Origin of the sequence: Pseudoflavonifractor sp. MSJ-37 (genome assembly GCF_018917965.1) — a bacterium.
Taxonomy (GTDB): domain Bacteria; phylum Bacillota; class Clostridia; order Oscillospirales; family Oscillospiraceae; genus Pseudoflavonifractor_A.
This window is the reverse complement of the sequence record NZ_JAHLPP010000001.1, coordinates 964309-988876: the sequence shown is the minus strand read 5'-3', so window position 1 is coordinate 988876 and position 24568 is coordinate 964309. Positions and strand designations below refer to the sequence as shown.

The window sequence follows — 24568 nt, the reverse complement described above, 5'->3', positions numbered from 1 at the left end:
CGGCCGATCATGCGCCGGGAGGCGGGCAGGCCGGTTTAGAACTGCTCCAGGAACCGCTCGTCGTTCTCGAAGATGAGGCGCAGGTCGGCGATCTTGAAGCGGCGCATGGCGGTGCGCTCCAGACCGATGCCGAAAGCCCAGCCGGAATAGACCTCCGGGTCGATGCCGGCCATCTTCAGGACTTTGGGATGGATCATGCCGGCGCCCAGCATCTCGATCCAGCCCTCGCCCTTACAGGTGGCACAGCCCACGCCGCCGCATTTGTGGCACTGGACGTCCATCTCGCAGGAGGGCTCAGTGAAGGGGAAGTGATGGGGACGGAAACGGGTCTTGGTGCCCTTGCCGTAGAGCTGCTCCACCACGGTGTTCAGGGTGCCCTTCAGATCGGCCATGGTGACGCCCTTGTCGATGACCATGCCCTCCACCTGATGGAACATGGGGGAGTGGGTGGCGTCCACCTCATCCTTCCGGTAGACGCGGCCGGGGGCGATGATGCGGATGGGCAGCTCCATGGTCTCCATGGCCCGGACCTGCATGGGAGAGGTCTGGGAGCGGAGCATCACCCGGCTGTCAGTGTCGAAATAGAAGGTGTCGGACCAGTCACGGGAGGGGTGTCCCTCGCCGGCATTGAGCTTGTCGAAATTGTACTCGGCAAGTTCCACCTCGGGACCATCCAGCACGGTGAAGCCCATGCCGACGAAGATATCCTTCAGCTCGTCCAGAGCGATATACATGGGGTGGCGGTGGCCCAGATGGTGCTGCTTGCCGGGGATGGTCACGTCCACGGCCTCAGCGGCCAGACGGTGGTCCAGGGCGGCGGCGGCCAGAGCCTTCCGGCGCTCCTCCAGAGCGGCGGTCAGGGCCTCGCGGACCTCATTGGCCATCTGACCGATCACAGGGCGCTCCTCAGCAGAGAGCTTGCCCATCATCTTGAGCACATTGGTCAGCTCGCCCTTCTTGCCCAGATATTTGACCCGCAGGGCTTCCAGGTCCTGGACGGTGGCGGCAGAAGCGGGATCGAAGGCCTCCAGCGCCTCTCGGCGGATCTGTTCCAGCTTTTCCTTCATAGTTCGGTTCTCCTTATCCTGTCGAATTATCCTATCGGATCTCATGCTTCGCAGTCATATGGCGGACAGCAAAAAAGCCCTTCCTCCCAGACGATATACTGGGACGAAAGGCTGATCTTCCGCGGTACCACCCGTATTCCCGCACAGAGATGCGGGCGCTTGAGCCCTGATAACGTAGGGCAGTCCGTCCCTGTCTCCAGGGCCGCTCCGGGGCGAACCAAGCGGACGGCCTCACATCCGCTTTCAGCCGCTGGCGGACGCTCTCTGACAGACCGGGGACCGCTATCTTCCCCTTCTTCGCATTTACTTACTATATATAGCACATTTTTATCGGGACCGCAAGTGGCGATCTCCACAGAAAGGCAGGAAAATGGGAGGAAAGAGGGAAAAAAGCCGCTCCGTGTGACGAAACGCGGAGCGGCTGGAGGATCAGATGCCCTTGTGCAGGATGGGGGAGAGAGGCTTGTAGATCAGCAGGCAGAGGAGGACGTCCAGGATGCCCTTGACGAAGGTGAAGGGCATATTGAAGATCGTCAGGCACTTGATCAGGCTGTCGGAAGAAGGCAGGATCTCCTGATACATCCCGATGATGGCCTCCAGAGGCATCCCGTAGCACACCACATAGGCGGGGTACACCAGGAAATAGTTCAGAGGTACGGACAGGACCGCCATGACCACGGCACCCACCACGGAACCGATCACGGCACCGGTCCGGCTCTTCCGGCGCCGATAGATGAAACCGGCGGTGAAGGCGAACACGCTGCCCATCACGAAGTTGAACAGCTCGCCCACGTAGGCGGAGGACGTGCCCTTGATCAGGATGTGGAGCAGGTTCTTCAGGAAAGCCACGCCCACGCCATAGAGGGGCCCGAGGGCGAAAGCGGCCAGCAGCTCCGGCAGGTCGGAGATGTCCAGCTTCACGAAGGGCGGGATCAGCGCGGGGATGGGGAACTCCAAAAACATCAGAAGGAAGGCCACGGCAGAGAGCATGGCGGTGATGGTGATGGCACGGACCCGGCTGATGCTCCGGGGACGATACACACCGGCGGCGGCATTTTTGGGATCTGACATAAAAAACACTCCTCTTTACGAAAAATGACACCGGAAAAGCCATGCCTTTCAGGTGTCGATCATAAAGCAGGAGGTGTGCGGCCGGACGCGCTGGCGTCCTGATCGAGACATCTTCTTCCATCCAGACTCCGTATCTCGGGAGATACGTTACTGTCGGTCCCGGAGTCACACCGGGTCTTGCGCGTGGGAGCGCTCGCGGACTATACCGCCGGTCGGGATTCTCACCCTGCCCTGAAGACATTCTATCCAGTTGTCTATCCTCATTATAGCAGGCTTTCGGGAAAATGCAACCCCCTGAACGAAAAATAAATAGAACTAATGTTCGGTATAGCGTTGACTTGAGGTCCGGGATATACTACAATGATAAAACGACAGGAACAGATGGGAGAGGAGAGAACGGCTCATGAGACATCGGCCAGACCGGGAGACGACCTGCTGCTTCACAGGACACCGGCCGGAGAAGCTGCCCTGGGGGGAGGACGAGGACGATCCCCGCTGTGTGGCGCTGAAGGCCCGTATCCGGCTGGAACTGGAGGAGACCTATCGGGCAGGATACCGGCACTTCATCTGCGGGATGGCCCGTGGAGCGGACTTCTATTTCTGCGAGGCGGCTCTGGCTCTGCGGGATGAGCGGAGCGGCATCACGGTAGAGGCCGCCATCCCCTGCGAGGAACAGGCGGCCCGCTGGCCCCGCCGGGATCAGGAACGGTATTTCTACCTGGTGGGCCACTGCGATCAGGAGACCATGCTCCAGCGGGCCTATGACCGGTCCTGCATGATGCGGCGCAACCGCTATATGGTGGACCGCTCCGCCCGGCTGATCGCCGTCTATGATGGGATGCTGGGGGGGACCATGTATACCGTGACCTACGCCATGAAACAGGAGCTGGACGTGGTCCTCCTGGATCCAGAGGAGACAGACTGAGATGGAGTGCAACGATTTGCTGCCGGCCGGCAGCCGGGAGGAACTGCGGGCATGGCTCACGGATCGACCATACCAGAGAAAACGTCCTTTACAGTGCGTGGAACGACGATGGACGTCGATCGGAAGCGGAAAATGCTCCCGTGTCCGGATGACAGGACACGGGAGCATCGTTTTTATCCGATCGGACCGGTGGAGATCGGCTTAGAACAGGTTGCCGTTCTCGTCGAAGGCCAGATCATAGGGCTCGGACAGGATCTCTATGTTGGGGTCAGCCTTGGCCTGAGGCAGGAGGCCCTCGGAGATCTCGATGTACTCGATGTGGGCGGTGTTGGGGATGCGAATCATCTTGATGTTGTCCTGATCCTCCGCATCGGGGCAGCAGCACAGGGCCAGCTGAAGGGCCTCACGGTCGTTGTCCATGATCATGGGGATCTTCATCAGATGAAGGAAGGTATTGGTGACGCCGGTGGGATAGGTCATCTCCAGCTTCATCTTGTTGAACAGACGGCGGGTAGTGACCTCAGCCAGGCCGACGCCCTGGGCGTTGCCGTGAGTCTCGTCGGTCAGGTCCAGGATGACCACCTTCTCAGCCTGGATGCCGCCGGAGCAGTACTTGGGCTGGACGAAGCGGCCGGAGACGTTGGGATCCATACCGTCGCCGGAGATGTTCTTGCCGATCTTGTCCACGACCAGGACATCGGTCTTCTCGAACAGCAGATGGGCGATGGTCTGGTAGGACAGGTCACGGAGCTTGGGCTCTTCGGTGATGATCTCCTCGGGGCTCAGGCCCTTGATGAGATAGGTCTCGTCATAGGCGTTCTCGATGATGGCGATGCCGCCCAGGACGGGGCAGTTCTCCAGGATGGTGCGGCCATACTCCTCGATCAGCTCATGCATGACGCCAGGGCTCTGATGGTGGATGTTCTCGGCGCCGTGCTGCTTGCCCAGACCGATGGCCATCATCTTCATCAGGCCGCTCTCATACCGGCCGCGGAAGGAGGTGTGGGGCTTGACGCGGTTGAAGAGGATGATGCCGTCCGCGCCGGCGGCGTTCTTGTCCACATGGACGGGGTAGTGGCGCACGCCGGACAGACCGACGACCACGGTGTCCATACAGCTCACGATGGGACAGCCCATGGCCTCCTCCGTGATGCCGTAGTCGGTGAGGATCTGGCGCTGGCCCTCGGCAGTGGCGCCGCCGTGGCTGCCCATGGCGGCTACGATGAAGGGCTCGGCGCCCTTGGACTTCACGAAGTCCACGATGGCGCGGGCCATGATGGCGTTATGATTGATGCCGCGGCTGCCGCAGGTGATGGCGATGCGCTGGCCGGGCTTGATCTTGCCGCCGATCTCGGGGCGGTCCAGCTCACGGCGGACGGTCTCGGCGATGTCCTCGGTGGGGATGTGGCTGTCGTCGAAGCGCTCACGGATCTTGACCATCTTGGGGATGGGCACGTTTTTGATCAGATCAGTAATAGTTTCCATAAAAAGGTCGGCCTCCTCCTGAAGAATGTGCCGACAGGGGACTACCCTGACAGCGGACACATTTTCAAATCGATACATCCCTATTATAACGGAACTGGCGTATCTTATCAAGAAAAACCGGGAAGTATCCTCTATTTTTGACAGATCAGATAAAAAACGGGGCCGTGCCCGGCCGGATCAGATAGAAAACTCCCCGACCGGACAGAACGAGCCCGGTCGGGGAGGAAGATGACATAAAAGCGTTACAGATCGGAACGAACGTCCAGCCGAACGGTCTCTCCATCGGAAGAGGCTCTGATCTGACGCAGGGGGTGCTGCCAGCTTTCGATGATTTTGGAGGCGATGGTGTCCTCCAGGTCCTTCTGGATCTGACGGCGGAGGTTCCGGGCACCGTAGGCCATGGACCAGGACTTCTTGACCAGATAGTCCAGCAGGCTCTCGTCCCAGGTGAAGGCGATGCCCTTTTCCTGGAGGGTACCGGCCAGCTCCTTGAGCATGATTTTGGCGATGTCCTTGAAATTGTCCTGCGTCAGATGCGCGAAGTAGACGATCTCGTCCACCCGGTTGAGGAACTCGGGGCGCAGGAAGGACTCCAGAGCCTTCATGACACGCTCGCGGCCCTGTTCACTGGCGGTGCGGCCGAAGCCCACACTGCCGGCAGACTTGGTATCGCTGCCCGCGTTGGAGGTCATGACGATGACGGTGTTCTCGAAGTTCACGGTCCGGCCCTGAGCGTCGGTGATGCGGCCGTCGTCCAAGATCTGGAGCAGGATGTTGAGCACATCGGGATGGGCCTTTTCGATCTCATCGAAGAGGATGACGCAGTAGGGCTTGCGGCGTACCTTCTCAGTGAGCTGTCCTGCCTCGTCATAGCCCACATAGCCCGGAGGGGAGCCGATGATCCGGGACACGGCGAACTTCTCCATGAACTCGGACATATCCAGCCGGATCAGGGACTCGGGGGAGTGGAACATATCCATGGCCAGCTGTTTGACCAGCTCGGTCTTGCCTACGCCGGTGGAGCCCACGAAGATGAAGGAGACGGGCTTACGCTTGGAGGCGATGCCAACCCGGCCCCGGCGCACGGCGGCGGCCACGGCCTTCACGGCGGCGTCCTGGCCCACGATATGGGTCTTGAGACGGTCCTCCAGCTGGGCCAGCTGCTGATACTCGGTCTCCTGGATCTGGCTGGCGGGGATTTTGGTCCACAGCTCGATGACCCGGGCCAGATGGGAAGCGGTCAGAGGGGGAGCACTCTGGGCCTCCAGCTTATGGAGCTCCTCCTCCAGCTGGAGCTCCCGGCTCTTCATCTCGGCCAGACGGGCGTACTGACTGCCGTCATCCTCCGTGGAGAGGGAGATGTGCTCCTTGTTGAGGGTAGCCAGGTCCCGCTGGAGGCGGGCGGCCTCCCGCTCGTTGTCCTTGAGGCCGGCCTCCTGATCGGGCGCAGAGATCAGGGCGGCCCGCTCCTCACTGAGCTTGCCCAGACGCTGACGGATCTCGGCCTGCTTCTGCTCGTTGGCCTTCAGGCCGCTCTGGCGGCGGTAGGCCTTGTCGTTGGAGTCGGCGACCATCTTGTCCCGTTCTTTGGTCAGGTCCTCCAGATCTCTGCGGACCTGAGCCTCCCGGGCCAGACTGGTGTTGTGGAGGTTCACATCAGAGCAGGCCTCATCGATCAGGTCGATGGCCTTGTCCGGCAGGAAGCGGTCGGTGATGTAGCGCTCGCTCATGGTCACGGCCAGACGGCACATCTCCGGGGAGATGGACACGAAATGATAGTTCTCATAGTAGGGGGCGATGCCCTCCAGGATCTTCACGGCGTCCTCGATGGAGGGTTCCTCCACGATGACGGGCTGGAAGCGGCGTTCCAGCGCAGTGTCCTTCTCGATGTGCTTGCGGTACTCGGTGAGGGTCGTGGCGCCGATCACCTGGATCTCGCCCCGGGAGAGAGCGGGCTTGAGGATATTGGCGGCATTCATGGAGCCCTCGGCATCGCCAGCGCCCACGATGTTGTGGACCTCGTCGATGACCAGGATGATGTTGCCCAGCCGGCGGATCTCCTCGATGAGGCCCTTCATGCGGCTCTCGAACTGGCCCCGGAACTGGGTGCCTGCCACCAGAGCGGTCAGGTCCAGCAGATAGACCTCCTTGTCCAGGAGCTTATAGGGGACCTTCTTCTCATAGATGCGCTGGGCCAGACCCTCGGCGATGGCGGTCTTGCCGACGCCGGGCTCGCCGATGAGGCAGGGATTGTTCTTCTGCCGGCGGTTGAGGATCTGGATGGTGCGCTCGATCTCCTGCTCCCGGCCGATGATGGCGTCCAGCTTGCCCTCGGCGGCCTTTCGGGTCAGGGAGATGCAGTAGTTCTCCAGGAACTTGCGCTTGGGCGGACGGTCGCCCTTGCCGGACTTCTCGCCCCCGCTGGTGCGGGAGGTGGGCTCGCCAGAAGGGGAGGAGGGCGCTTCGTCCTCCGTATCATTGTTCCCCTGACCGCCGAAGAGCTTGTTGAGGAAGGGGAAGGTGGCAGTCTTGCCGGTTTCCTCGTCATCCTCGCCGCTGTCGTCGCCGTCAGAGGGGATCAGGCCGTTCAGGTCCTCGGGGATGGCCGACAGCATCTCATTGCTGAAATTGTCCAGATCCTCGTCGGTGATGCCCAGTTTCTGCATCATGTCCTGGAGCGGCTGGATGCCGGACTCCTTCGCGCACTTGAAACAGAGGCCCTCTGTTTTGGCAACGCCGTTCTCCAGCTTCTGGATGAAAACGACGGCAGGATTTTTATGACATTTTGAGCAGAGCGTCGTCTGCATGATCGAATTCAACTCCTTTGGAGCGCGGGAAGAGCAGAGCCCTCCCACACGGATAAGATCATTCTAAACCGAAATTGTGAACTGCGTATGAATCAGCGCATGGGATCGCTCTAGCCGGCCAGAGCGGAGAGACCATCCAGCAGGGAGATAGGGTCATGCCCCATCAGGAGCCGGAGCAGATAGGTCTGTTCCACGGTCTCCTCCGGGATGAGCTGGCCCAGGGACTGGAGGAGCCACGCCACCACGAAGAGGATCAGAAGAGCCTCCAGCAGACCCAGGAGCGCACCGCCGGCCTGGTTCAGGCTGTGGAGCACCGGGAGACGGGTCATCAGGTCCAGCGCATGACTCAGGATCCCCCACAACAGGAGGATCAGGGCAAAGGACAGGGAGAACAGGATCCGGTAGGCCAACGCTTGGGCCATAGAGGCCGCCGCCCGGGCGGCGGTGTCGGCGGCCACGGCGGTCATGCCCTGTTGGAGGGCGTCCTCCGCCTTGTCGATCAAATCCTGATAGAAGCCCATATCCTTCAGTGTATCCAACACGCTCTGGAGAGGGAGAGAGGCGCCATCCGTACTGCTGTCCAGCGCACCGGACAGGTCAGGGACCCGTGTTTGGATCTCCTGATCTAGACGCTCTTCGATGGCGGCGGCCAGACGGGGCTGGATCGCCTCGCCCACCATGGGAGAGGCCGTCTTGGCGATGAAAGAAGCGCCCATGACGGCCACCACGACGGCGGCCAGCCCGCACAGGGTGCGGACCAGCCCCTTAGAGGCGCCACGGACCACGAAGAAGATCAGGACCGCCGATACGATCAGATCGAGCAGGATAGACATTGAGAAAGACCTCCTCAGTTGGGGACATAGAGATGCGCCGTATCGGCGTTCATGAGCATCGTGCTCCCGTCAGACTGCTGGATGACCCGCCGGGCGCCCTGCGTGGTGTCCAGAGTGCGGTAGAGCTCCAGACTGGGATCATAGATGTCGAGCTGTCCGCCGGAGAGGACAGCGATGTACTTCCCGGCGGCAGAGAGGGAGAAGACCTGCTCATCGAGCGTCTGGACAGCGGAAGCCGCGCCGGTGCTGTCCACCACCGTCAGGTCGGCGGTGCTCCCCGCCCGGTATTTGCCCAGGAGCAGGACGGCACAGCCGTCCCCACCCAGGGAATAGCCCTTGAGATAACGGCCGGCATGATCGTAGGTGCCCTTCAGCGCTCCATCGGTCCCCACGATGAAGAGGGCGGCGTCTCCCAGGACCCAGATGCCGTCGCTGTCCCAGCGCAGGTCCAGAGATACGCTGTTGCCCAGGACACAGATGCGGTCGGGCTCCACATCCTCTGCGGTGCGGGAGAGGCGGTAGAGCTCCACCCGGCTGCTGAAGGTGCTCCCATCCAGGCCCAAGGTCAGCAGGGCCACGGATTTCCCGTCAGGGGAGAGGACTGCGTCGCTGACGAACCGGCTGGAGAGCTTGATCCGCATGACAGCCTGATAACTGCTGTCATAGACGGTGACGGTGCCTTTGTAGCCGCTCTCCTGAGCGGTGACGACCAGGCTCCCGCTGTCGTTGAGCCGGGCGGAGAGGAGAGAGTCTCCCTCTTTCAAAGAAAGGGAAAACACCTCTTCCTTGCCGGAATAGACGAAGAGATCCCGTCCTCCGGCGTCGTAGGCCACAGCGGCGTGGGCCGCGCTGTCGAGGACGGGATGCTCCATGGAGACGGTCCGGTCGGTGGAGAGAGTGCCGTTCCCGGAGTAGAGCCGGATCGAGGTGGTGGAGCAGACCAGGAGCCCGCCGTCCAGAGCCGCGAAGCTGCTGGAGTTCCCACCGTCATAGGAGAAGGACTCGGTCTGTCCGCTGTCGGAGCGGCTCAGAGAGCGGTAGGAGGACCAGCGCCGCAGGATGTCCAGATCCAGCTTGTCCCGATTCGCCACCAGGGCCACCGCGCCGATCACCAGCGCCAGGGTCACGAGGAAGGCCAGAGCCCGCCTCAGAGGACCGGGACCCTTCTGAGGCGGCGCTTTCTTTTTCGATTCCAAAACTTCCATGCCGGTCACTCCTGTTGGGGGACGACCTCCCCCAGGGTGTCCTCACTGTACCAGAGACGGGTCATATAGAGCCCGCCGGGAGGCACGGTCGGCCCGGCGGCGGTCCGGCACCGGGCCTCCAGCAGACGGGGGATGTCCTCCGGTGCGAGCTTCCCCTCGGAAGCATAGACGCAGGTGCCCACCATAGCCCGTACCATGTTATACAGGAACCCGTTGGCGCAGACCCGGCAAGTGATCAGGTCGCCGCTCCGGCTGATATCGAAGTAGTAGATGGTGCGCACGGTGGACTGGACTACCGTACCGACGGACTGGACGGCGGCGAAGTCGTGGGTGCCCACGAACTGGCTGGCCGCCGCCTGCATGACCGCCTCATCCAGCGGCTTTGGATAGAACCAGGCCCGGTCCACGAAGAAGGCGTTGCGGATCCGGGAATTGTAGATCCGATAGGTATACTCCTTCTTGATACAGGAGCCGATGGCGTTGAACTCCTCCGGCACGTCCACGGCCTCCACTACTACGATATCCTCCGGAAGCCGGGTGTTCACCGCCAGAGGGATCCGATCACAGGGGATGGCAGAGGTCGTGCGGAAATTGGCGATATAGGTCTTGGCATGGACGCCAGCGTCGGTCCGGCCGGCCCCGGTACACTTCACCGGGTGGCAGACCACCGTGGACAGGGCCTTTTCCAGCGTCTCGGCCACAGTAGCCACCGTTTTTTGGACCTGCCAGCCGTGGTAGGCCGTGCCCACGTACATCAATTTCAGTGCGATATTCCTCATAGTCGTGTCAACATCCGATCTTGAGCGAAATGGATGGGCTCACAGCCCAAAATGACGCAGGACCGCCACCGCCGCCACCAAAAGGACGCCCAGCAGGAACCCGGCATAGTCGATGGACTGATACCGGAGCTGGCGCAGGCGAGTGCGGCCTTCGCCGCCGTGGTAGCAGCGGCACTCCATGGCCACCGCCAGCTCATCGGCCCGGCGGAAGGCGGAGATGAAGAGAGGGACCAGCAGGGGGACCAGGGCCTTGGCCTTCTGGACCAGTCCGCCGGTGTCGAAATCGGCGCCCCTGGCCCGCTGAGCAGACATGATCTTGTCGGTCTCCTCAATCAGCGTGGGGATGAAGCGGAGGGCGATGGACATCATCATGGCCAGCTCATGGACGGGGACGCGGAGCTTCTTGAGCGGCCCAAGCAGATTTTCCAGCCCGTCGGTGAGCAGGATGGGGGAAGTGGTATAGGTCAGCAGGAAGGTGCAGGTGATCAGCATCAGGATCCGCAGGACCATGAAAGCGGCGGACCAGAGGCCCTCGGTGGTGATCTTCAGGAAGCCGAACCGCCAGATCTCATGGCCGGGCGTATAGAACAGGTTGAGCACGGCGGTGAGCAGGATGATGACCACCACCGGCTTCATGCCCCGGACGATGGACTTGAGTCCCACCTTGGAGACCGCCACCGCCGCCGCCAGCACGATCAGCGCCAGACCATAGGAGATGACGTTTTTGCACAGGAACAGGGCGGCGATATAAAGCACCGTGAGCAGGAGCTTGGTGCGGGGGTCCATCCGGTGGAGGACGCTGTGGCCGGGGAAGTACTGCCCCAGCGTGATGTCTTTCAGAGCCATATCAGCGCGCCCCCTTCCTGGACCGATAGTCCCGTATGGCCCGGCGGGCCTGCTCGATGGTATAGACCGAGGCGTCGATGTCCACGCCCATGGCCCGGAGCTGGTGGAACACCCGGGTCATCTGGGGGACGCCAAGGCCCATGGCCTCCAGCTCGTCTCCGTGCTGGAAGACCTCCCGGGGCGCGCCCTGGAAGGGGATGACGCCGTCGTTGACCACGACCAGACGGTCCACGGTCCGGGCCACCTCCTCCATAGAGTGGGAGACCAGGATGATGGTGGCGCCGTGGGCCTCGTGATAGTCCCGGATATTGCCCAGGATCTGTTCCACGCCGATGGGATCCAGGCCGGCGGTGGGCTCGTCCAGGATCAGGACCTCCGGCTCCATGGCGATGACGCCGGCGATGGCCACCCGGCGTTTCTGGCCGCCGGAGAGTTCGAAGGGGGAGCGCTCCAGCTGTTCGTCCCGGAGGCCCACGAAATGGGCGGCTTCCCGGACCCGGCGGTCGATCTCGGCCTCATCCAGCCCCATGTTCCTGGGACCGAAGGAGATGTCCTTATAGATGGTCTCCTCGAAGAGCTGGTACTCAGGGTACTGGAACACCAGACCTACATGGAAGCGGGTCTGGCGGGTGCGCTCCTTGCTCTCCCAGATGTCCTGCCCCCGGAAGAGGACCTTGCCCTCCGTGGGCTTCAGGAGCCCGTTCAAGTGCTGGATCAGGGTGGATTTGCCGGAGCCGGTGTGTCCGATGATGCCCAGATATTCTCCGGGGTAGATGTCCAGATCCACATCGGTGAGCGCCGCCCGCTGGAAGGGCGTGCCGGCAGAGTAGACGTGGGACAGCTTTTGTGTCTGAAGGATGGGTTCCACGTGACTTCATTCCTTTACGAGAGTGGTGCATCTCCTCACAGCGCTCGGAAAGAGGGAGGATGACGCCCGATGAGAGGGGGAGCGGAGAGCTCAGACTGCTGTGAGCAGATCGTACAGGACCTGGGCACACTCCTCATCACTGAGGGCGTCCAGAGGTACGTCCAGGCCGTCCTCCTGCCGGAGCTCCCACAGGAGCTCCGTGGTCTCAGGGACGGTGAGGCCGTAGGACTTGAGCTCCTCGACCCGCTGAAAGACCTCACGGGGAGCGCCGTCCGCCACCACTTTGCCCTTGGACATGACCACCAGACGGTCAGCCTGAGCGGCTTCGTCCATATGGTGGGTGATCAGCACTACTGTGACACCGGAGGTACGGTTGAGCTCCCGGATGGTGTCCAATACCTCCCGGCGGCCCACCGGGTCCAGCATGGCGGTGGGCTCGTCCAGTACGATGCACCGGGGGGCCATGGCGATGACGCCGGCGATGGCCACCCGCTGTTTCTGTCCGCCGGAGAGGAGGTGGGGGGCATGGGTGCGGAACTCGTACATCCCAACGGCCTTCAAAGCCTCGTCTACCCGGCGGCGGATCTCCTCAGAGGGGACGCCCAGATTCTCCGGGGCAAAGGCCACGTCCTCTTCCACGACGTTGGCCACGATCTGGTTGTCCGGGTTTTGGAACACCATGCCCACAGTCCGCCGGATATCCAGCAGCTTGGACTCGTCCCGGGTGTCCATGCCGGAGACGTAGACCGCGCCGCCGGAGGGGAGGAGGATGGCGTTCATATGCTTGGCCAGGGTGGACTTGCCGGAGCCATTATGGCCGAGCACGGCCACGAAGGAGCCCTCTTCGATGTCCAGATTGACCCCGTTGAGGACGGAAGGACCGCCAGCTTCTGTGTCGGGATAGGCGAAGCGGAGATCTTGGGTGCGGATGATGCTATCGTTCATGTTCTGTCCTCCGTGCGCATTCAGCGGTCGGCCAGCCAGCGGCCGGACGCGCCGCAGGGGAGGGCCAGTCCGCTCTCGCGGACGGGGAGGCCCAGCTCCTGGCTGTCGGTATGTCCGCCATAGCGGCGGGAGAAGATGCTCTCCATGATATAGGTCAGCACCGAGGGGGCCAGACCAGTGGTGTAAGAGTTGATGATGACGAAGAGGGGGTGATCTGACAGTACGCCGGACACCAGCTCCACGAAGGGCCACAGGTTTTCCTCCAGCTTCCAGATCTCGCCGGAAGGGCCGCGGCCGTAAGAGGGGGGATCCATGATGATGGCATCATACTTCCGGCCCCGGCGGATCTCACGCTCCACGAACTTGCCGCAGTCATCGATGATCCAACGGATGGGGGCGTCCTCCAGGCCGGAGGAACGGGCATTCTCCCGGGCCCAGCTCACCATGCCCTTGGCGGCATCCACATGGCAGACCGAGGCCCCGGCGGCGGCACAGGCCACGGTAGCTCCGCCGGTATAGGCGAAGAGGTTGAGCACGTTGATGGGCCGGCCGGCGGAGCGGATCTGCTCTTGGGCCCAGTCCCAGTTGGCGGCCTGCTCCGGGAAGAGACCGGTGTGCTTGAAATTCATGGGCTTGATGTTGAAGGTCAGGCCCCGATAGTCCACCGTCCAGCGCTCGGGGAGTTCTTTTTTCTCCCAGGCACCGCCGCCGGTGGAGGACCGGGCATAGCGGGCGTCATGCCGCTTCCATCCGGGGTGGCGCCGGGGCGTGTCCCAGATGGCCTGGGGGTCGGGCCGGACCAGGAGATGCTTCCCCCAGCGTTCCAGCTTCTCGCCCCGGCCGCAGTCGATGAGTTCATAGTCGTTCCAGCCGTCTGAGATCCACATAGTCAGTTCGCTCCATCTATCACATATAAAGTATATCGGTATATACCGGTCGCAGAAGTGTGTTTCGCACCATTATATCACCTGTATCTCCCAGCGTCAAACAGCAAGATCGGGCGGCACGAAAAAGCGCAGCCACCGGGACCGGCGGACCGGACCTGACGACTGCGCAGAGTGCTGGTTCAGGGCGTTTGCTCCCGGTCCTCCTCGTCGATTTCCCGGAGCAGCTTCTGGTCGGCCTTCGAGCTGAGGTCCAATCGGGCATAGAGATCGGGACGGCGGTCCCGGGTGCGCCGGATGGACTGCTTGCGCCGCCACTTGGCGATGTTGGCGTGGTGTCCCGAGAGGAGGATGGAGGGGACCTTCCGTCCGTGCCACTCCTCCGGACGGGAGTACTGAGGATACTCCAGCATCCCGTTCCAATGGCTCTCATCCTCGAAGCACTCCGGGTCGGCCAGGACGCCGGGGACCAGACGGGCCACCGCATCGGCCACGCACATGGCGGGCAGTTCACCGCCGGTGAGGACGAAGTCGCCCAGACTGATCTCCTCGTCCACACACTCCTCGATGAATCGCTCATCGATGCCCTCATAGTGGCCGCAGACCAGGATCAGGTGGTCATACTCGTCTCGGAGCCGGCGGGCGTCGGCCTCGGTGAAGGTCTTGCCGCAGGGAGAGAGATAGATCGTCCGCAGACGTTCCCCGCCCAAGCCCTTGGCGTGTTCCCAACAGCGGTAGAGGGGGTCGGCCTGCATGACCGCGCCCCGGCCCCCGCCATAGGGGTAGTTGTCGACCTGTTTCTGCTTGTCCACCGTGTAGTCCCGGATCTGATGGGCCTCGATGCGGAGGATGTCCCGCTCCTGGGCCCGGCCCAGGATAGACTCGTTCATCATGTCGCCCACCGTCTCGTCGAAGAGGGTGAGGATATCGATATGGTACATCAGACATCCATCCCTTCGATGAGGTGGAGCCGGACCCATCCGGCGTCCACATCGGTGCCCCGCAGGAAGGCGTCCACCGCAGGGACCATATAGGTCTTGCCCTGGCCCTCCACCACATAGACCTCGTGGGTGGGAAGAGTGAGCACATCCGCGACGACGCCCAACTCGGCTCCGGTATCATCGTCGATGGCGGTCAGGCCGATGAGGTCTGCGATGAAATGGCGGCCCTCCGGGAGGATCACGCCGGTGCGGTCGATCTGGACGACCTTGTTCCGCAGACGCATGGCGGCGTTCACGTCGTCCACGCCCTCCAGACGGGCCAGGACATTGCCCTTATGGGCCCGGGCGGCCCGGACCTTCACAGGCGCACCGTCGATATAAAAGGTATCGAAGCCGCAGAGGAACTCAGGGGAGTCGCCCCAGGGGACGATCTTGACCTCCCCCTGGATGCCGTGGGTGTTCACGATCTGTCCGGCTTCGAGGAATCGGCTTTTCATGGAGACAGCTCCTCTCTCATTTCTAGATACAAAAAAACAGCGGGGGAGACCCCGCCGTTTTTGTCAGTCGATGATCTCGACCGAGACCTTGCCGCCCTGACGCTGGGCCACCGAGCGCATGAGCGCCCGGATCTCTTTGGCGATGCGGCCCTGACGGCCGATCACCTTGCCCATGTCATCGGGGGCTACCCGGAGCTCCAGGACGGTCTCTCCATCGCCCTCACGCTCGGAGACCGACACCGCGTCGGGGTGATCCACGAGGTTCTGGGCGATGTAAGTGAGCAGTTCCTTCATGCGGTCAAAGACCTCCATTAAAGGGCGCCGGCTTTTTTCAGCAGGGCCTTGACGGTCTCAGTGGGCTGAGCGCCAGTCTTGATCCAAGCCTGAGCGCGCTCGGCGTCCACCTTCAGCTCGGCGGGAGCGGTCAGAGGGTTGTAAGTGCCGATCTCCTCGATGAAACGGCCATCACGGGGATAGCGGGAGTCGGCGACCACGATGCGGTAGAAGGGAGCCTTCTTGGCACCCATACGACGCAGACGGATTTTGACCATGGTAGATTCACCTCCAAATTATTTTATCTCTCTATGGTCAGCGCATACGCGCGTACCAAACGTTGTCAGAAGGGGAACTTCATGCCGCCCTTCATCTTGCCGAACAGTCCGGCCCGGCGCTTCATACGACCGCCGGAGAACTGCTTGGTCATCTGCTGCATCATATCGAACTGCTTGAGCAGCCGATTGATGTCCACCACCTGAGTGCCGGAGCCAGCGGCGATGCGCTTCTTCCGGCTGTTGTTCAGCAGGGAGGGGTCCTCCCGTTCCGCGGGAGTCATGGAGAGGATGATGGCCTCGGTCCGGGCCAGCGCCTTTTCGTCCACAGCGGCGCCCTCTAATGCCTTAGTGTTCACACCGGGGAGCATCCCGAGGATATCGGTCATGGACCCCATGTTCTTCAACTGGGAGAGCTGATCGTAAAAATCAGCCAATGTGAACTTGTTTTTGCGGAGCTTCTGCTCCAGCTCAGCGGCCTTCTGCATATCGAAGTTCTGCTGGGCCTTCTCGATGAGGGAGAGCATATCGCCCATGCCCAGGATACGGGAAGCCATCCGATCCGGGTGGAACACTTCGATCTGGTCGAGCTTCTCACCCACGCCCACGAACTTGATGGGCTTGCCGGTGACCGCCTTGATGGAGAGGGCCGCACCGCCCCGGGCGTCGCCGTCCAGCTTGGTGAGCATCACGCCGGTGATGTCCAGCGCCTCGTCGAAAGCTTTGGCGGCATTGACCGCATCCTGACCGATCATGGCGTCCACGATGAGCAGGATCTCATCGGGCTGGATGGCGGCCTTCATCTCCTTGAGCTGGTCCATGAGTTCTTCATCCACATGGAGCCGGCCGGCGGTATCGATGAAGACGATGTCGTTGCCGTGCTTGCGGGCGTGCTCGATGCCCGCCTTGGCGATGTCGATCGGGTCAATCTGGCCCATCTGGAAAACGGGCACGTCCACCTGTGAGCCGACTACCTCCAACTGGGTGATGGCGGCTGGACGGAAGGTGTCGCAGGCCACCAGCAGGGGGCGCTTACCATTCTGTTTCTTGACGAAGCCAGCCAGCTTGGCGCCGTTCGTAGTCTTGCCCGCGCCATTGAGGCCCACCAGCATGACCACGGTGGGAGGTTTAGGGGAGAGGTTGAGTTTAGCGGCCTCACTGCCCATGAGCGCGGTGAGCTCTTCGTTGACGATCTTGACGATCATCTGGGCGGGGGTCAGGCTCTCCAGCACATCAGAACCAACGGCGCGTTCCGTGACAGTGGCCACGAACTGCTTGACGATCTTGAAGTTGACGTCGGCCTCCAGAAGCGCCACTCGGATCTCCCGCATGGCCTCCTTCACGTCGGCCTCAGTGAGCCGGCCCTTGCCGCGCAGCTTTTTGAACGCAGCAGACAGCTTTTCGGTCAGTCCTTCGAATGCCATAGCTTACTCCTGTTTGAGCTGATCGAGGATGGACTGGATGGTATCACAGCCGGCCTCGATGCCGTTGTCATAGTAGCGGCGCTCTTCGTTGACCGCCCTGATCTGGTCCACTGCCTTCTGGATCGCATCGAACTGTTCCTGCATCTTATGGAAACGCTTGATGATGCCGGTCTTGTCCTCCAGCTCGGTGAGGACGGCCTCGGCCCGGACGATCACGTCCCGGACGCCCTGACGGGTGATGCCGTAGTTCTCGGCGATTTCAGCCAGAGAGAGGTCCTCATTGTAATAGAGGTCGTAGAATTCCTTCTGACGGTCGGTGAGCATATCACCATAAAAGTCGAAGAGCATCGCCATGCGGTACGCCTGGTTCTTCATCCTGCGGCCTCCTTCCCAGAAGCTGGTTTGTAAAGGTGGTCTGCTTTGTAAAGCGGCGAAGCTTTACAACACGGATGATGATACATGATTTTCTCCCACTTGTCAAGAGGATATCGGATCGGAAGAGGATATAATTTTCAGGCACGCTCTGGTCGGTTTTCGGGGAAAACGACGGCACGCCCTTCCGATCATCGGAAGGGCGTGCCGAAAAGAGGCCGTATCAGTCCTCTTTTTTATCGCTCGGGGCATCGGAAGAGGCGGGGGAAGCCTGTGCGGCTGCCTGATCCACCCAAAGAGGCGGGCGGTGCTTACGGAACTTCAGGTTCCAGAGCAGGAGGCCTTCGGCGATCAAAGCGGAGACCAGGGCCAGGAGCTGGGATACCCGGATGCCGGTGTGGAAGAGGTAGAGGCTGTCGGAGCGCAGACCCTCGATCACGAAGCGGCCGATGCCATACCAGCCGATGTAGTTGAAGAAGATCTGACCGTCGAATTTCCGGGCCCGCTTGGCCAGCAGGATCAGCAGGACCAGGCCCAGCAGGTTCCAAAGGGACTCGTACAGGAACGTGGGGTGGACCTCTTTATAGACCGTGGTCCCGTTGACCACCTCGTAGATGCCCATCCGCCAGGGGAGCGTAGTCTCACTGCCGTAGGCCTCCACATTGACGAAATTGCCCCAGCGTCCCACCGCCTGGCCGATCAGCAGGCCGAAGGAACCAAGGTCGGCGAAGGCCAGGAAGGGGATCTTCCGCACCTTACAGAACACCAGGAGCGTGAGGACGGCGGCGATGATGCCGCCGTAGATGGCCAGCCCGCCATCCCAGATCCGGACCATCTTCCCAAAGTCCAGTGCCCCGTCCGTGTCCCGGAAGAGGTCCAGATAGAAGATGATGTAGTAGAGCCGTGCCCCGAGGATGCCCAGAGGCGCGGCAAAGACCAGCATATCCGCCAAATCATCCTCCCGGATGCCGAAGCGTCTGCTGACCCGGGAGCAGTAGGTGACGGCCAGCAGGAACCCGGCGGCGATGATGATGCCGTACCAGTGGAGCGGCCAGCCGAAGATGGAGAAGGGGACCGGATCCAGCTGAAAGGTCAGCCCCAGTCCGGGGAAGGTCACCGTATGTGTCATACGCCCTCCTTGGGCCGGATCACGGCCATGGCGGCCCGTTCGGGCACGCACCAGCGGCGGAGGGCGTCCTCCACGTCCTCCTTGCGGATGGACTCATATACGGCGGGGAAATCCATGTGGTCGGCTCCGGCGAAGTGGTCCTGTGCCATCTGGATGCACACATATTCGAAGGAGTTCAGTCCCCGGACGGCGGCCCCATAGGAAGCCTTCTTCAGCCGCAGGAACAGGGCCTCGTCTACGCCCTCCCGGGCCAGACGGGCCGCCTCGGACAGGACCGCGTCCCGGACGGCGGCGGGATCCCGGCTCTCCCCGCCGAAGGACAGGAAGGCACAGCCGGGGTAGGCCGCGTATCCGCCGGAAAAGTCCTTGTTGATCAGCCCCTCCCGGTAGAGCTTGGCGTAGAGGGGACTGGAAGAGCCGGCCAGGACCTCACACAGGAGGTCGCCGGTGAGCTCCTGCCGCAGATGCTCCTGCCCATGGGGGGCAGGGTCGGCCTTGAAGCCAAGCTGGAAGAGCGGGGTGGAGACAGCCATCTCCAGCTCCCGGATGGGATGGGCGGCCTTGGGGGCCTCCGGTCCGCCATAGTCCCGGGGGATGGCTGGCGCGCCAACGGCGGGCAGGATCTCCCGGGCCAGCGCCGCCACACGCTCGGGATCCACATCGCCCGCCACACAGAGGACCATATTGGCGGGATCGTAGAAGGCCTTATGGCAGGCATAGAGCGTGTCGGCAGTGATATGGGAGATGGACTCCCGGCTCCCGGCCACGGAGACCCGGATGGGGTGGTGGTCATAGAGGGCGGCCAGCAGCTCGTTGTAGGACCGCCACTCCGGGTCATCTTCGATCATCTGGATCTCCTGGCCGATGATGCCCTGCTCCTTGTCCACGCTCTCCTGAGTGAACCAGGGGACGGAGACGAAGGAGAGGAGGGTCCTCAAGTTCTCCTCGAAGCCCTGGGTGCTCTCGAAGTAGTACCCGGTGATCGCGGAGCTGGTGAAGGCATTGGGGGAAGCGCCGTTGGCAGAGAGGACCTGGAGGGCATTGCCGTCCTTGGTGTCGAACATCTTGTGCTCCAGGAAATGGGCTACGCCGGCGGGGGTCTCCTGCCACTGTCCGTCCAGACAGAAGCGCATATCGATGCCGCCGTAGTTGGTGGCGAAGAAGGCGAACGTCTTGTGGAAACCGGGCTTCACGTCCACATAGATCGAGAGCCCATTCTCCAGACGGCCGGACCAGACCGTCTCGCCCAGCCGCTCATATCGTTTCTGTTCCATGGATCAGGCCTCCTTGCTCTTGAGGAAATAGATGGTGTCCAGCTGGAGCGCGGCAAAGGCCTCCAGGATCTGGTCTCGGCGGACCGCTTCGGCCTTGGCGGCCAGAGCGTCCGGCCCGTCGGGGATCCCGGCCACGGACTGGCCCAGCCAGAAGTCCTCCAGCCGTCCCTGCGCATCGGCGGCGCTGATGAGGCTGCTGACCACGGAGCGGCGGGCGGCCTCCAGCTCCTGGTCGTCGAACTGACCGGCCCGGCAGGCGTCCAACTGGGCCAGGATCTCATCCCGGGCAGCCTGGAACTGGTCGAACTCCACTCCGGAGGAGACCAGCATGAGGCCCTTATACCGGGCCAGCTGAGAACTGGCATAGTAGCATAGGGACCGTTTTTCCCGCACGTTCAGGAAGAGCTTGGAGGTCGTGGTGCCGCCGTAAATGGCATTGGCCAGCAGGAGGGCGGGGAAGCGCGGGTCCCAGGCGTCGATGCCGGTGCGGAAGCCCAGAGCCAGCTTGCCCTGCCCCACATCCATGGCCTCTTCCACCAGACGGGGCTGATCGGGAGCGGTCTGCGCCGTGGGGCGGGGAAGGGAGTCCCGCCTTTCGGAGACAGGGAGAGCGGCCAGTGCGGTCCGCAAGGCGTCGGCGGCCCGCTCCGGATCGGCGGAGCCGCAATAGTAGAGCTCCAGAGGGGCCGTATGGAGAAGGGTCTGATACCGTTCCCACAGGGCCGCCGGACCGATCGCGATGGCGGAGGCCTCATCGCCCAGCCGGTCCACGCCGAAGGGCTCTCCGGCGCACATCTCCCGCTTGAGCCGCAGGAGAGCATAGCTCCGCTTGTCGTTCACCTGAGCCCGGATCCGGTCCACCAGATTGCTCCGCTCACTGGCGGTATAGTCGGGGTCGAAGGAGCCAGACACGGTGCGGGGATGGAGGAGGAGCTCACCCAGGAGGGCGGCGGCGTCCTCCAGCACGGCAGAGCCGTCCAGCGTGTAGGCATCGTCCAGGAAGCTGCCCAGGAAGCCCACGCACTGGATCTCGCCCCGGGTGCGGACGACCGGCTCGATGGACCCGCCATAGAGCTCATCCAGAGCGGCGGAGAGGGACTCCATATCGGGCCGGTCCGCCGTGCCCCGGCGGAGCACATAGGGGACCAGCGCGTTGAGCGAGGCGGTCTCCCGGTCCAGCGGAGCCAGGAAGGACGCGCCCAACACGCAGGATCTGAATTTTTTCGTATGCACCGCCGTCAGAAAGACGCCGGGGAAGAGCGATATCCGAGTCGTTTCGGCCATTGGCCACCATTCCTTTCGTTGGGGAGCGTACGGTCCTCCGTCAGCTTCCCACAGAGATAGACGATTTATGATACCACATTTTGCCCGTTTTTGCATCTGATCTTCGGAAAAAAGTCGGTGTATCACGCCGGGACAGAAAGGAGCGGACAGGCCGTCATGATCGGGGACGGGCCTTCATAGGATAGGTCAGCGATCCGTGAGATCCAAAAGATAAGGAGCGTGAACGGGATGACGGCACGACAGATCGAGAGCGCGGCGGCGCGTCTGCGGCAGACGGCGGGCCTGCTCCCCGCCTGGATGCGGGGACCGCTGGAGCGGCTCCCCCAGATGGAACAGGCCATGGCGGAGGAGATCCGCCTCCGGGCGGGTCAGCCCATGACGGTAGTGGTCCCAGTGGGGGAGGTCCCGATACCGGGAGCGGACCGGCCTATCCGGCCGGGGGACCTGTCCCTGATCTTGGAGGTGGCGACCCGGGCTTCGGCCCACACAGCACTGGACCGGGTCCGGAACGGCTTCGTCACCGTCCAGGGCGGACACCGGATCGGCCTGTGCGGATCTGTGGTCCTGCGGGAGGGCACAGCCTATAACCTGCGCCAGCTCTCCTCTCTGTGCATCCGGGTGGCTAGGCAGGTGCCGGGCGCGGCCTCGCCGATCGTGGATGCACTGCGCACAGCGGGGGGCGTGGAGAGCACTCTGATCCTCTCCCCGCCGGGGGGCGGCAAGACCACCCTCCTGCGGGACCTGATCCGAGCCCTGTCTGCCGGGGAGGGCGGTCCCGCCCTCCGGGTGGGAGTGGCTGACGAGCGGGGCGAGCTGGCCGCCCTCTGGGAGGGGATGCCCCAGCTGGACGTGGGGCCTCATACAGACGTGCTGGACGGCGGGCCCAAGGCGGAAGGACTGATGATGCTCCTGCGGGGCATGGGCCCCCAAGTGCTGGCGGCGGACGAGATCACCGCGCCTGCCGATATCACCGCCCTGGAGGCCGCCGCCAACTGCGGCGTGGCCCTGCTGGCCACGGCCCATGCCAGGGACGAAGCAGACCTGCGGCGCCGAAGCCTCTACCGGACCCTGCTGGACCGTGGGATATTCCGAAAGACGGTGTGGATCGAGGGCCGGGGCGCGGAGCGGCGCTATCGGATCACGGATCTGGAGGAGACGTCATGCTGAGGCTGGCGGGGGCGGCCCTGTTGACCGCAGGCGCCTGGGCCCTGGGTTTCGGCGCGGCGGCTCAACTTCGGCGGAGGGCAGCGGCCCTCCGGGCCATGGAAGGAGCTCTGGAGCTGGCGGAACGGGAGCTGTCCTTCCGGCTGACGCCGATACCAGAGCTGCTGGAAGGGCTGTCCCAGCGGAGCCGCCCTCCAGCGTCTGCCTTCTTCGCCCGGTGTCTGGCCGGCTTGGACCGGCTGGGAGAGCAGACCCTGGGCCAGATCTGGGATGAGGCGTTGTCCTCCTGCCCTACCGATCTGCGCCAGGAGGATCGGGACATCCTGTCCGAGCTGGGACAGGTGCTGGGCCGCTATGACGGGGAGGGACAGCGGAAAGCTGTCGCCCAGACGGAGCGCCGGCTGGCCCATCAGCTGGAGGCGGCGGAGGAGGAACGGGATCGTCTGGGCCGGGTCTATCAGGCTCTGGGGCTGACGGCAGGTGGTTTTTTCGCCATCCTGCTGGCGTGAGACCGGAGGGAGGAAGTGGAACGAGATGGATGTAGATCTGATTTTCAAGATCGCGGCCATCGGGATCCTGGTGTCGGTGCTCAACCAGGTCCTGGCCCGTTCCGGCCGGGACGAGCAGGCCACCATGGTGACACTGGCCGGATTGGTGGTGGTCCTGATGCTGGTGGTGCGGGAGATCAGCGCCCTGTTCGACTTGGTCAAGGACCTGTTCGGACTGTGACCGGCCGTGGGAGAGATGTGGAGAGCCGCGGCGGTGGCCGTGACCGCGGTCCTGTGTGCCGCTGTGGTCAAGAAGCAGGCGCGGGAGATCGCTCTCGTGCTATCCCTGGCGGCGGGAGCGCTGATCTTGCGCTTCGCGCTCCAGGCAGTCTGGGATCTGCGGGCCCTCATGGATCAGCTGACGGAGCTGGCAGGCCTGTCCCCGGCGGTGACGGCTCCGGTCCTCAAGACGGTGGGCATCTCGATCCTGGCCCGGGTGACGGCGGAGCTGTGCCGGGACGCAGGGGAGAGCGGCATCGCCGCCTTCGTGGAGACGGCCGCCGCCGGCCTGGCCCTGTGTGCGGCGGTGCCCCTCCTGCGGGCGGTGCTGACCAGTTTAGACGGGCTGTTCTGAGCCTCCTGCTCGGTCTGCTCCTGCTGGCCGTCCCGGCTCTGGCCGCAGAGCGGATGGACGAGGTGTCCCGGCGGCAGGCGGAGGCGCTTGGGATGGACGAGCTCCAAAGCGAGGCGGAGCGGCTCCTGCCGGACGTGGATCTGGCGGCTGGGATGGACCTGGACGAAGGTCTGCGGGCGGTGTTGGACACAGGTGCCGAGGCCGTACCGGGAGTCCTGCGGAAGGCGGTGCGGAGCGGCGCTATCCTGCTGGCAGTGGTACTCTTGTGCGGCCTGACGGAGGAGTTGTCCGGCAGTCTGGGCGCATCCCGGGAACTGGATCTGGCGGCGGTGGCCGGAGCACTGGCCGTGACCGCCGGAGCGGTGGCAGACGTGCGTGCCCTGATCGGCCTGGGCCGGGATGGACTGGAGCAGATGGAGTCCTTCTCCAAGCTCCTTCTCCCGACTGTGACGGCCGCGGCGGCGGCCAGCGGCTCACCCAGCGCGGCGGCGGCCCGGCAGATGGCGGCCATGCTGTTTTCCGATGTTCTGCTGACGACGATCGACAGGCTCCTCCTGCCCCTCGTCTACGCCTATACGGCGGCCTGCACCGCTCACGCGGCGCTGGGGAACGAGGGCCTGCGCCGGGTAGCGGACCTGCTGAAGTGGACCGTGAAGTCCATCCTCACAGGGCTCCTGCTGACCTTCGTCACCTATCTGACCGTCAGCGGGGTCATCGCCGGGAGCGCAGACGCCATGGCGCTGAAGGCCGCCAAGCTGACCATCTCCGGTATGGTCCCGGTGGTGGGAGCCATCCTCTCAGACGCGGCAGAGACCGTGCTGGCTGGGGCGGGCATCCTGCGGGGGACCGTGGGCGTGTTCGGGATGCTGGGGGTGCTGGCACTGTGTGTGGGACCTTTCCTCCAGCTCGGTATCCATTACTTAGTGTATAAGGTGACGGCGGCGCTGGCCGCGACCGCGTCCGGCGGACGGATGTCCGGACTGATCGACCAGATCGGCGGGGCCTTTGGTCTGGTTCTGGGCATGACGGGAGCCGGCGCACTGATCCTGCTGGTGTCCCTGATATCGGCGGTGAGCCTGGTGGGAGGAGGGAACTGAG

At 63.1% G+C, this 24568-nt stretch carries 26 protein-coding genes and 1 riboswitch; of the genes, 6 read left to right on the top strand and 20 right to left on the bottom strand.

Annotated elements, in window-relative coordinates; all coding sequences use genetic code 11:
* Positions 1 to 35 precede the first annotated feature (35 nt).
* Together pheS and KQI12_RS04675 are read right to left on the bottom strand one after the other, a co-directional pair.
* Positions 36 to 1067, bottom strand: coding sequence for a phenylalanine--tRNA ligase subunit alpha (gene pheS, locus KQI12_RS04680; protein WP_216570945.1), 1032 nt, complete (start codon positions 1065 to 1067; stop codon positions 36 to 38).
* A gap of 429 nt (positions 1068 to 1496) precedes the next feature.
* Entirely contained in the window at positions 1497 to 2138 is a 642-nt protein-coding gene (locus tag KQI12_RS04675; protein WP_216570944.1) for a Gx transporter family protein, read from the bottom strand.
* Between the two features lie 105 nt (positions 2139 to 2243).
* A riboswitch (FMN riboswitch) is annotated at positions 2244 to 2381 on the bottom strand.
* A gap of 160 nt (positions 2382 to 2541) precedes the next feature.
* On the opposite strand from KQI12_RS04675, the gene KQI12_RS04670 reads away from it, so the two are divergent.
* Positions 2542 to 3063, top strand: a complete 522-nt coding sequence (locus tag KQI12_RS04670; RefSeq protein WP_216570943.1) for an SLOG family protein — start codon at positions 2542 to 2544, stop codon at positions 3061 to 3063.
* Positions 3064 to 3264: 201 nt separating this feature from the next.
* On the opposite strand, the gene KQI12_RS04665 is transcribed toward KQI12_RS04670, so the two are convergent.
* The 18 genes from KQI12_RS04665 to yfmF form a co-directional block, all read right to left on the bottom strand.
* Positions 3265 to 4548, bottom strand: a complete 1284-nt coding sequence (locus KQI12_RS04665) for a DUF362 domain-containing protein (protein WP_216570942.1) — start codon at positions 4546 to 4548, stop codon at positions 3265 to 3267.
* Positions 4549 to 4790: 242 nt separating this feature from the next.
* Complete coding sequence (locus KQI12_RS04660) at positions 4791 to 7355, bottom strand: ATP-dependent Clp protease ATP-binding subunit (RefSeq protein ID WP_216570941.1); 2565 nt, start codon at positions 7353 to 7355, stop codon at positions 4791 to 4793.
* Positions 7356 to 7465: 110 nt separating this feature from the next.
* Positions 7466 to 8188, bottom strand: coding sequence for a CvpA family protein (locus tag KQI12_RS04655; RefSeq protein WP_216570939.1), 723 nt, complete (start codon positions 8186 to 8188; stop codon positions 7466 to 7468).
* 14 nt (positions 8189 to 8202) lie between these two features.
* Positions 8203 to 9393 carry a DUF5711 family protein gene (locus KQI12_RS04650; RefSeq protein WP_216570937.1) on the bottom strand — a complete coding sequence of 397 codons (1191 nt, stop codon included), beginning with the start codon at positions 9391 to 9393 and terminating at the stop codon, positions 8203 to 8205.
* 5 nt (positions 9394 to 9398) lie between these two features.
* The gene (gene truA, locus KQI12_RS04645; protein ID WP_216570935.1) at positions 9399 to 10172 is read right to left on the bottom strand and encodes a tRNA pseudouridine(38-40) synthase TruA; all 774 of its coding nucleotides are present in this window, start codon (positions 10170 to 10172) and stop codon (positions 9399 to 9401) included.
* A 39-nt stretch (positions 10173 to 10211) separates the two neighbouring features.
* Positions 10212 to 11018: an energy-coupling factor transporter transmembrane protein EcfT gene (locus KQI12_RS04640; RefSeq protein ID WP_216570933.1), complete on the bottom strand. Its 807-nt coding sequence runs from the start codon at positions 11016 to 11018 to the stop codon at positions 10212 to 10214.
* A 1-nt stretch (position 11019) separates the two neighbouring features.
* Positions 11020 to 11886 (bottom strand): energy-coupling factor transporter ATPase, encoded by an 867-nt coding sequence (locus KQI12_RS04635; RefSeq protein WP_216570932.1) that lies wholly within the window; start codon positions 11884 to 11886, stop codon positions 11020 to 11022.
* Positions 11887 to 11976: 90 nt separating this feature from the next.
* Complete coding sequence (locus KQI12_RS04630) at positions 11977 to 12831, bottom strand: energy-coupling factor transporter ATPase (RefSeq protein ID WP_216570929.1); 855 nt, start codon at positions 12829 to 12831, stop codon at positions 11977 to 11979.
* Between the two features lie 20 nt (positions 12832 to 12851).
* On the bottom strand, positions 12852 to 13718 hold the full coding sequence (locus KQI12_RS04625) for a class I SAM-dependent methyltransferase (RefSeq protein ID WP_216570928.1): 867 nt from the start codon (positions 13716 to 13718) through the stop codon (positions 12852 to 12854).
* A 179-nt stretch (positions 13719 to 13897) separates the two neighbouring features.
* The gene (gene trmD, locus KQI12_RS04620; RefSeq protein WP_216570927.1) at positions 13898 to 14656 is read right to left on the bottom strand and encodes a tRNA (guanosine(37)-N1)-methyltransferase TrmD; all 759 of its coding nucleotides are present in this window, start codon (positions 14654 to 14656) and stop codon (positions 13898 to 13900) included.
* On the bottom strand, positions 14656 to 15153 hold the full coding sequence (gene rimM, locus KQI12_RS04615) for a ribosome maturation factor RimM (RefSeq protein WP_216570926.1): 498 nt from the start codon (positions 15151 to 15153) through the stop codon (positions 14656 to 14658). The genes trmD and rimM overlap by 1 nt, the downstream gene beginning before the upstream one ends.
* A 63-nt stretch (positions 15154 to 15216) precedes the next feature.
* The gene (locus KQI12_RS04610) at positions 15217 to 15447 is read right to left on the bottom strand and encodes a KH domain-containing protein (protein ID WP_216570925.1); all 231 of its coding nucleotides are present in this window, start codon (positions 15445 to 15447) and stop codon (positions 15217 to 15219) included.
* A 17-nt stretch (positions 15448 to 15464) separates the two neighbouring features.
* Entirely contained in the window at positions 15465 to 15704 is a 240-nt protein-coding gene (gene rpsP / locus KQI12_RS04605; protein ID WP_101692964.1) for a 30S ribosomal protein S16, read from the bottom strand.
* A gap of 65 nt (positions 15705 to 15769) precedes the next feature.
* Complete coding sequence (ffh, locus tag KQI12_RS04600; protein ID WP_216570924.1) at positions 15770 to 17125, bottom strand: signal recognition particle protein; 1356 nt, start codon at positions 17123 to 17125, stop codon at positions 15770 to 15772.
* 3 nt (positions 17126 to 17128) lie between these two features.
* Positions 17129 to 17500, bottom strand: a complete 372-nt coding sequence (gene ylxM / locus KQI12_RS04595; protein ID WP_216570922.1) for a YlxM family DNA-binding protein — start codon at positions 17498 to 17500, stop codon at positions 17129 to 17131.
* A gap of 220 nt (positions 17501 to 17720) precedes the next feature.
* Complete coding sequence (lgt, locus tag KQI12_RS04590; protein WP_216570920.1) at positions 17721 to 18626, bottom strand: prolipoprotein diacylglyceryl transferase; 906 nt, start codon at positions 18624 to 18626, stop codon at positions 17721 to 17723.
* Positions 18623 to 19900, bottom strand: coding sequence for an EF-P 5-aminopentanol modification-associated protein YfmH (gene yfmH, locus KQI12_RS04585; protein ID WP_216570919.1), 1278 nt, complete (start codon positions 19898 to 19900; stop codon positions 18623 to 18625). Before yfmH ends, lgt begins: the two co-directional genes overlap by 4 nt.
* A gap of 3 nt (positions 19901 to 19903) precedes the next feature.
* Positions 19904 to 21184 carry an EF-P 5-aminopentanol modification-associated protein YfmF gene (yfmF, locus tag KQI12_RS04580; protein WP_216570918.1) on the bottom strand — a complete coding sequence of 427 codons (1281 nt, stop codon included), beginning with the start codon at positions 21182 to 21184 and terminating at the stop codon, positions 19904 to 19906.
* A gap of 228 nt (positions 21185 to 21412) precedes the next feature.
* Between yfmF and KQI12_RS04575 the strand changes: the two genes are divergently transcribed.
* Genes KQI12_RS04575 through KQI12_RS04555 form a run of 5 tightly spaced genes read left to right on the top strand, consistent with a single transcriptional unit; the run spans position 21413 to position 24567 of the window.
* Positions 21413 to 22351: a stage III sporulation protein AB gene (locus tag KQI12_RS04575; protein WP_216570917.1), complete on the top strand. Its 939-nt coding sequence runs from the start codon at positions 21413 to 21415 to the stop codon at positions 22349 to 22351.
* On the top strand, positions 22345 to 22857 hold the full coding sequence (locus tag KQI12_RS04570; protein ID WP_216570916.1) for a stage III sporulation protein AB: 513 nt from the start codon (positions 22345 to 22347) through the stop codon (positions 22855 to 22857). Before KQI12_RS04575 ends, KQI12_RS04570 begins: the two co-directional genes overlap by 7 nt.
* 25 nt (positions 22858 to 22882) lie before the next feature.
* Positions 22883 to 23077 (top strand): stage III sporulation protein AC, encoded by a 195-nt coding sequence (gene spoIIIAC, locus KQI12_RS04565; RefSeq protein ID WP_216570915.1) that lies wholly within the window; start codon positions 22883 to 22885, stop codon positions 23075 to 23077.
* A gap of 15 nt (positions 23078 to 23092) precedes the next feature.
* Positions 23093 to 23470, top strand: a complete 378-nt coding sequence (locus tag KQI12_RS04560) for a SpoIIIAC/SpoIIIAD family protein (RefSeq protein ID WP_253290859.1) — start codon at positions 23093 to 23095, stop codon at positions 23468 to 23470.
* Entirely contained in the window at positions 23413 to 24567 is a 1155-nt protein-coding gene (locus tag KQI12_RS04555; RefSeq protein ID WP_371817954.1) for a stage III sporulation protein AE, read from the top strand. The genes KQI12_RS04560 and KQI12_RS04555 overlap by 58 nt, the downstream gene beginning before the upstream one ends.
* The last annotated feature ends 1 nt before the right edge of the window (position 24568 follow it).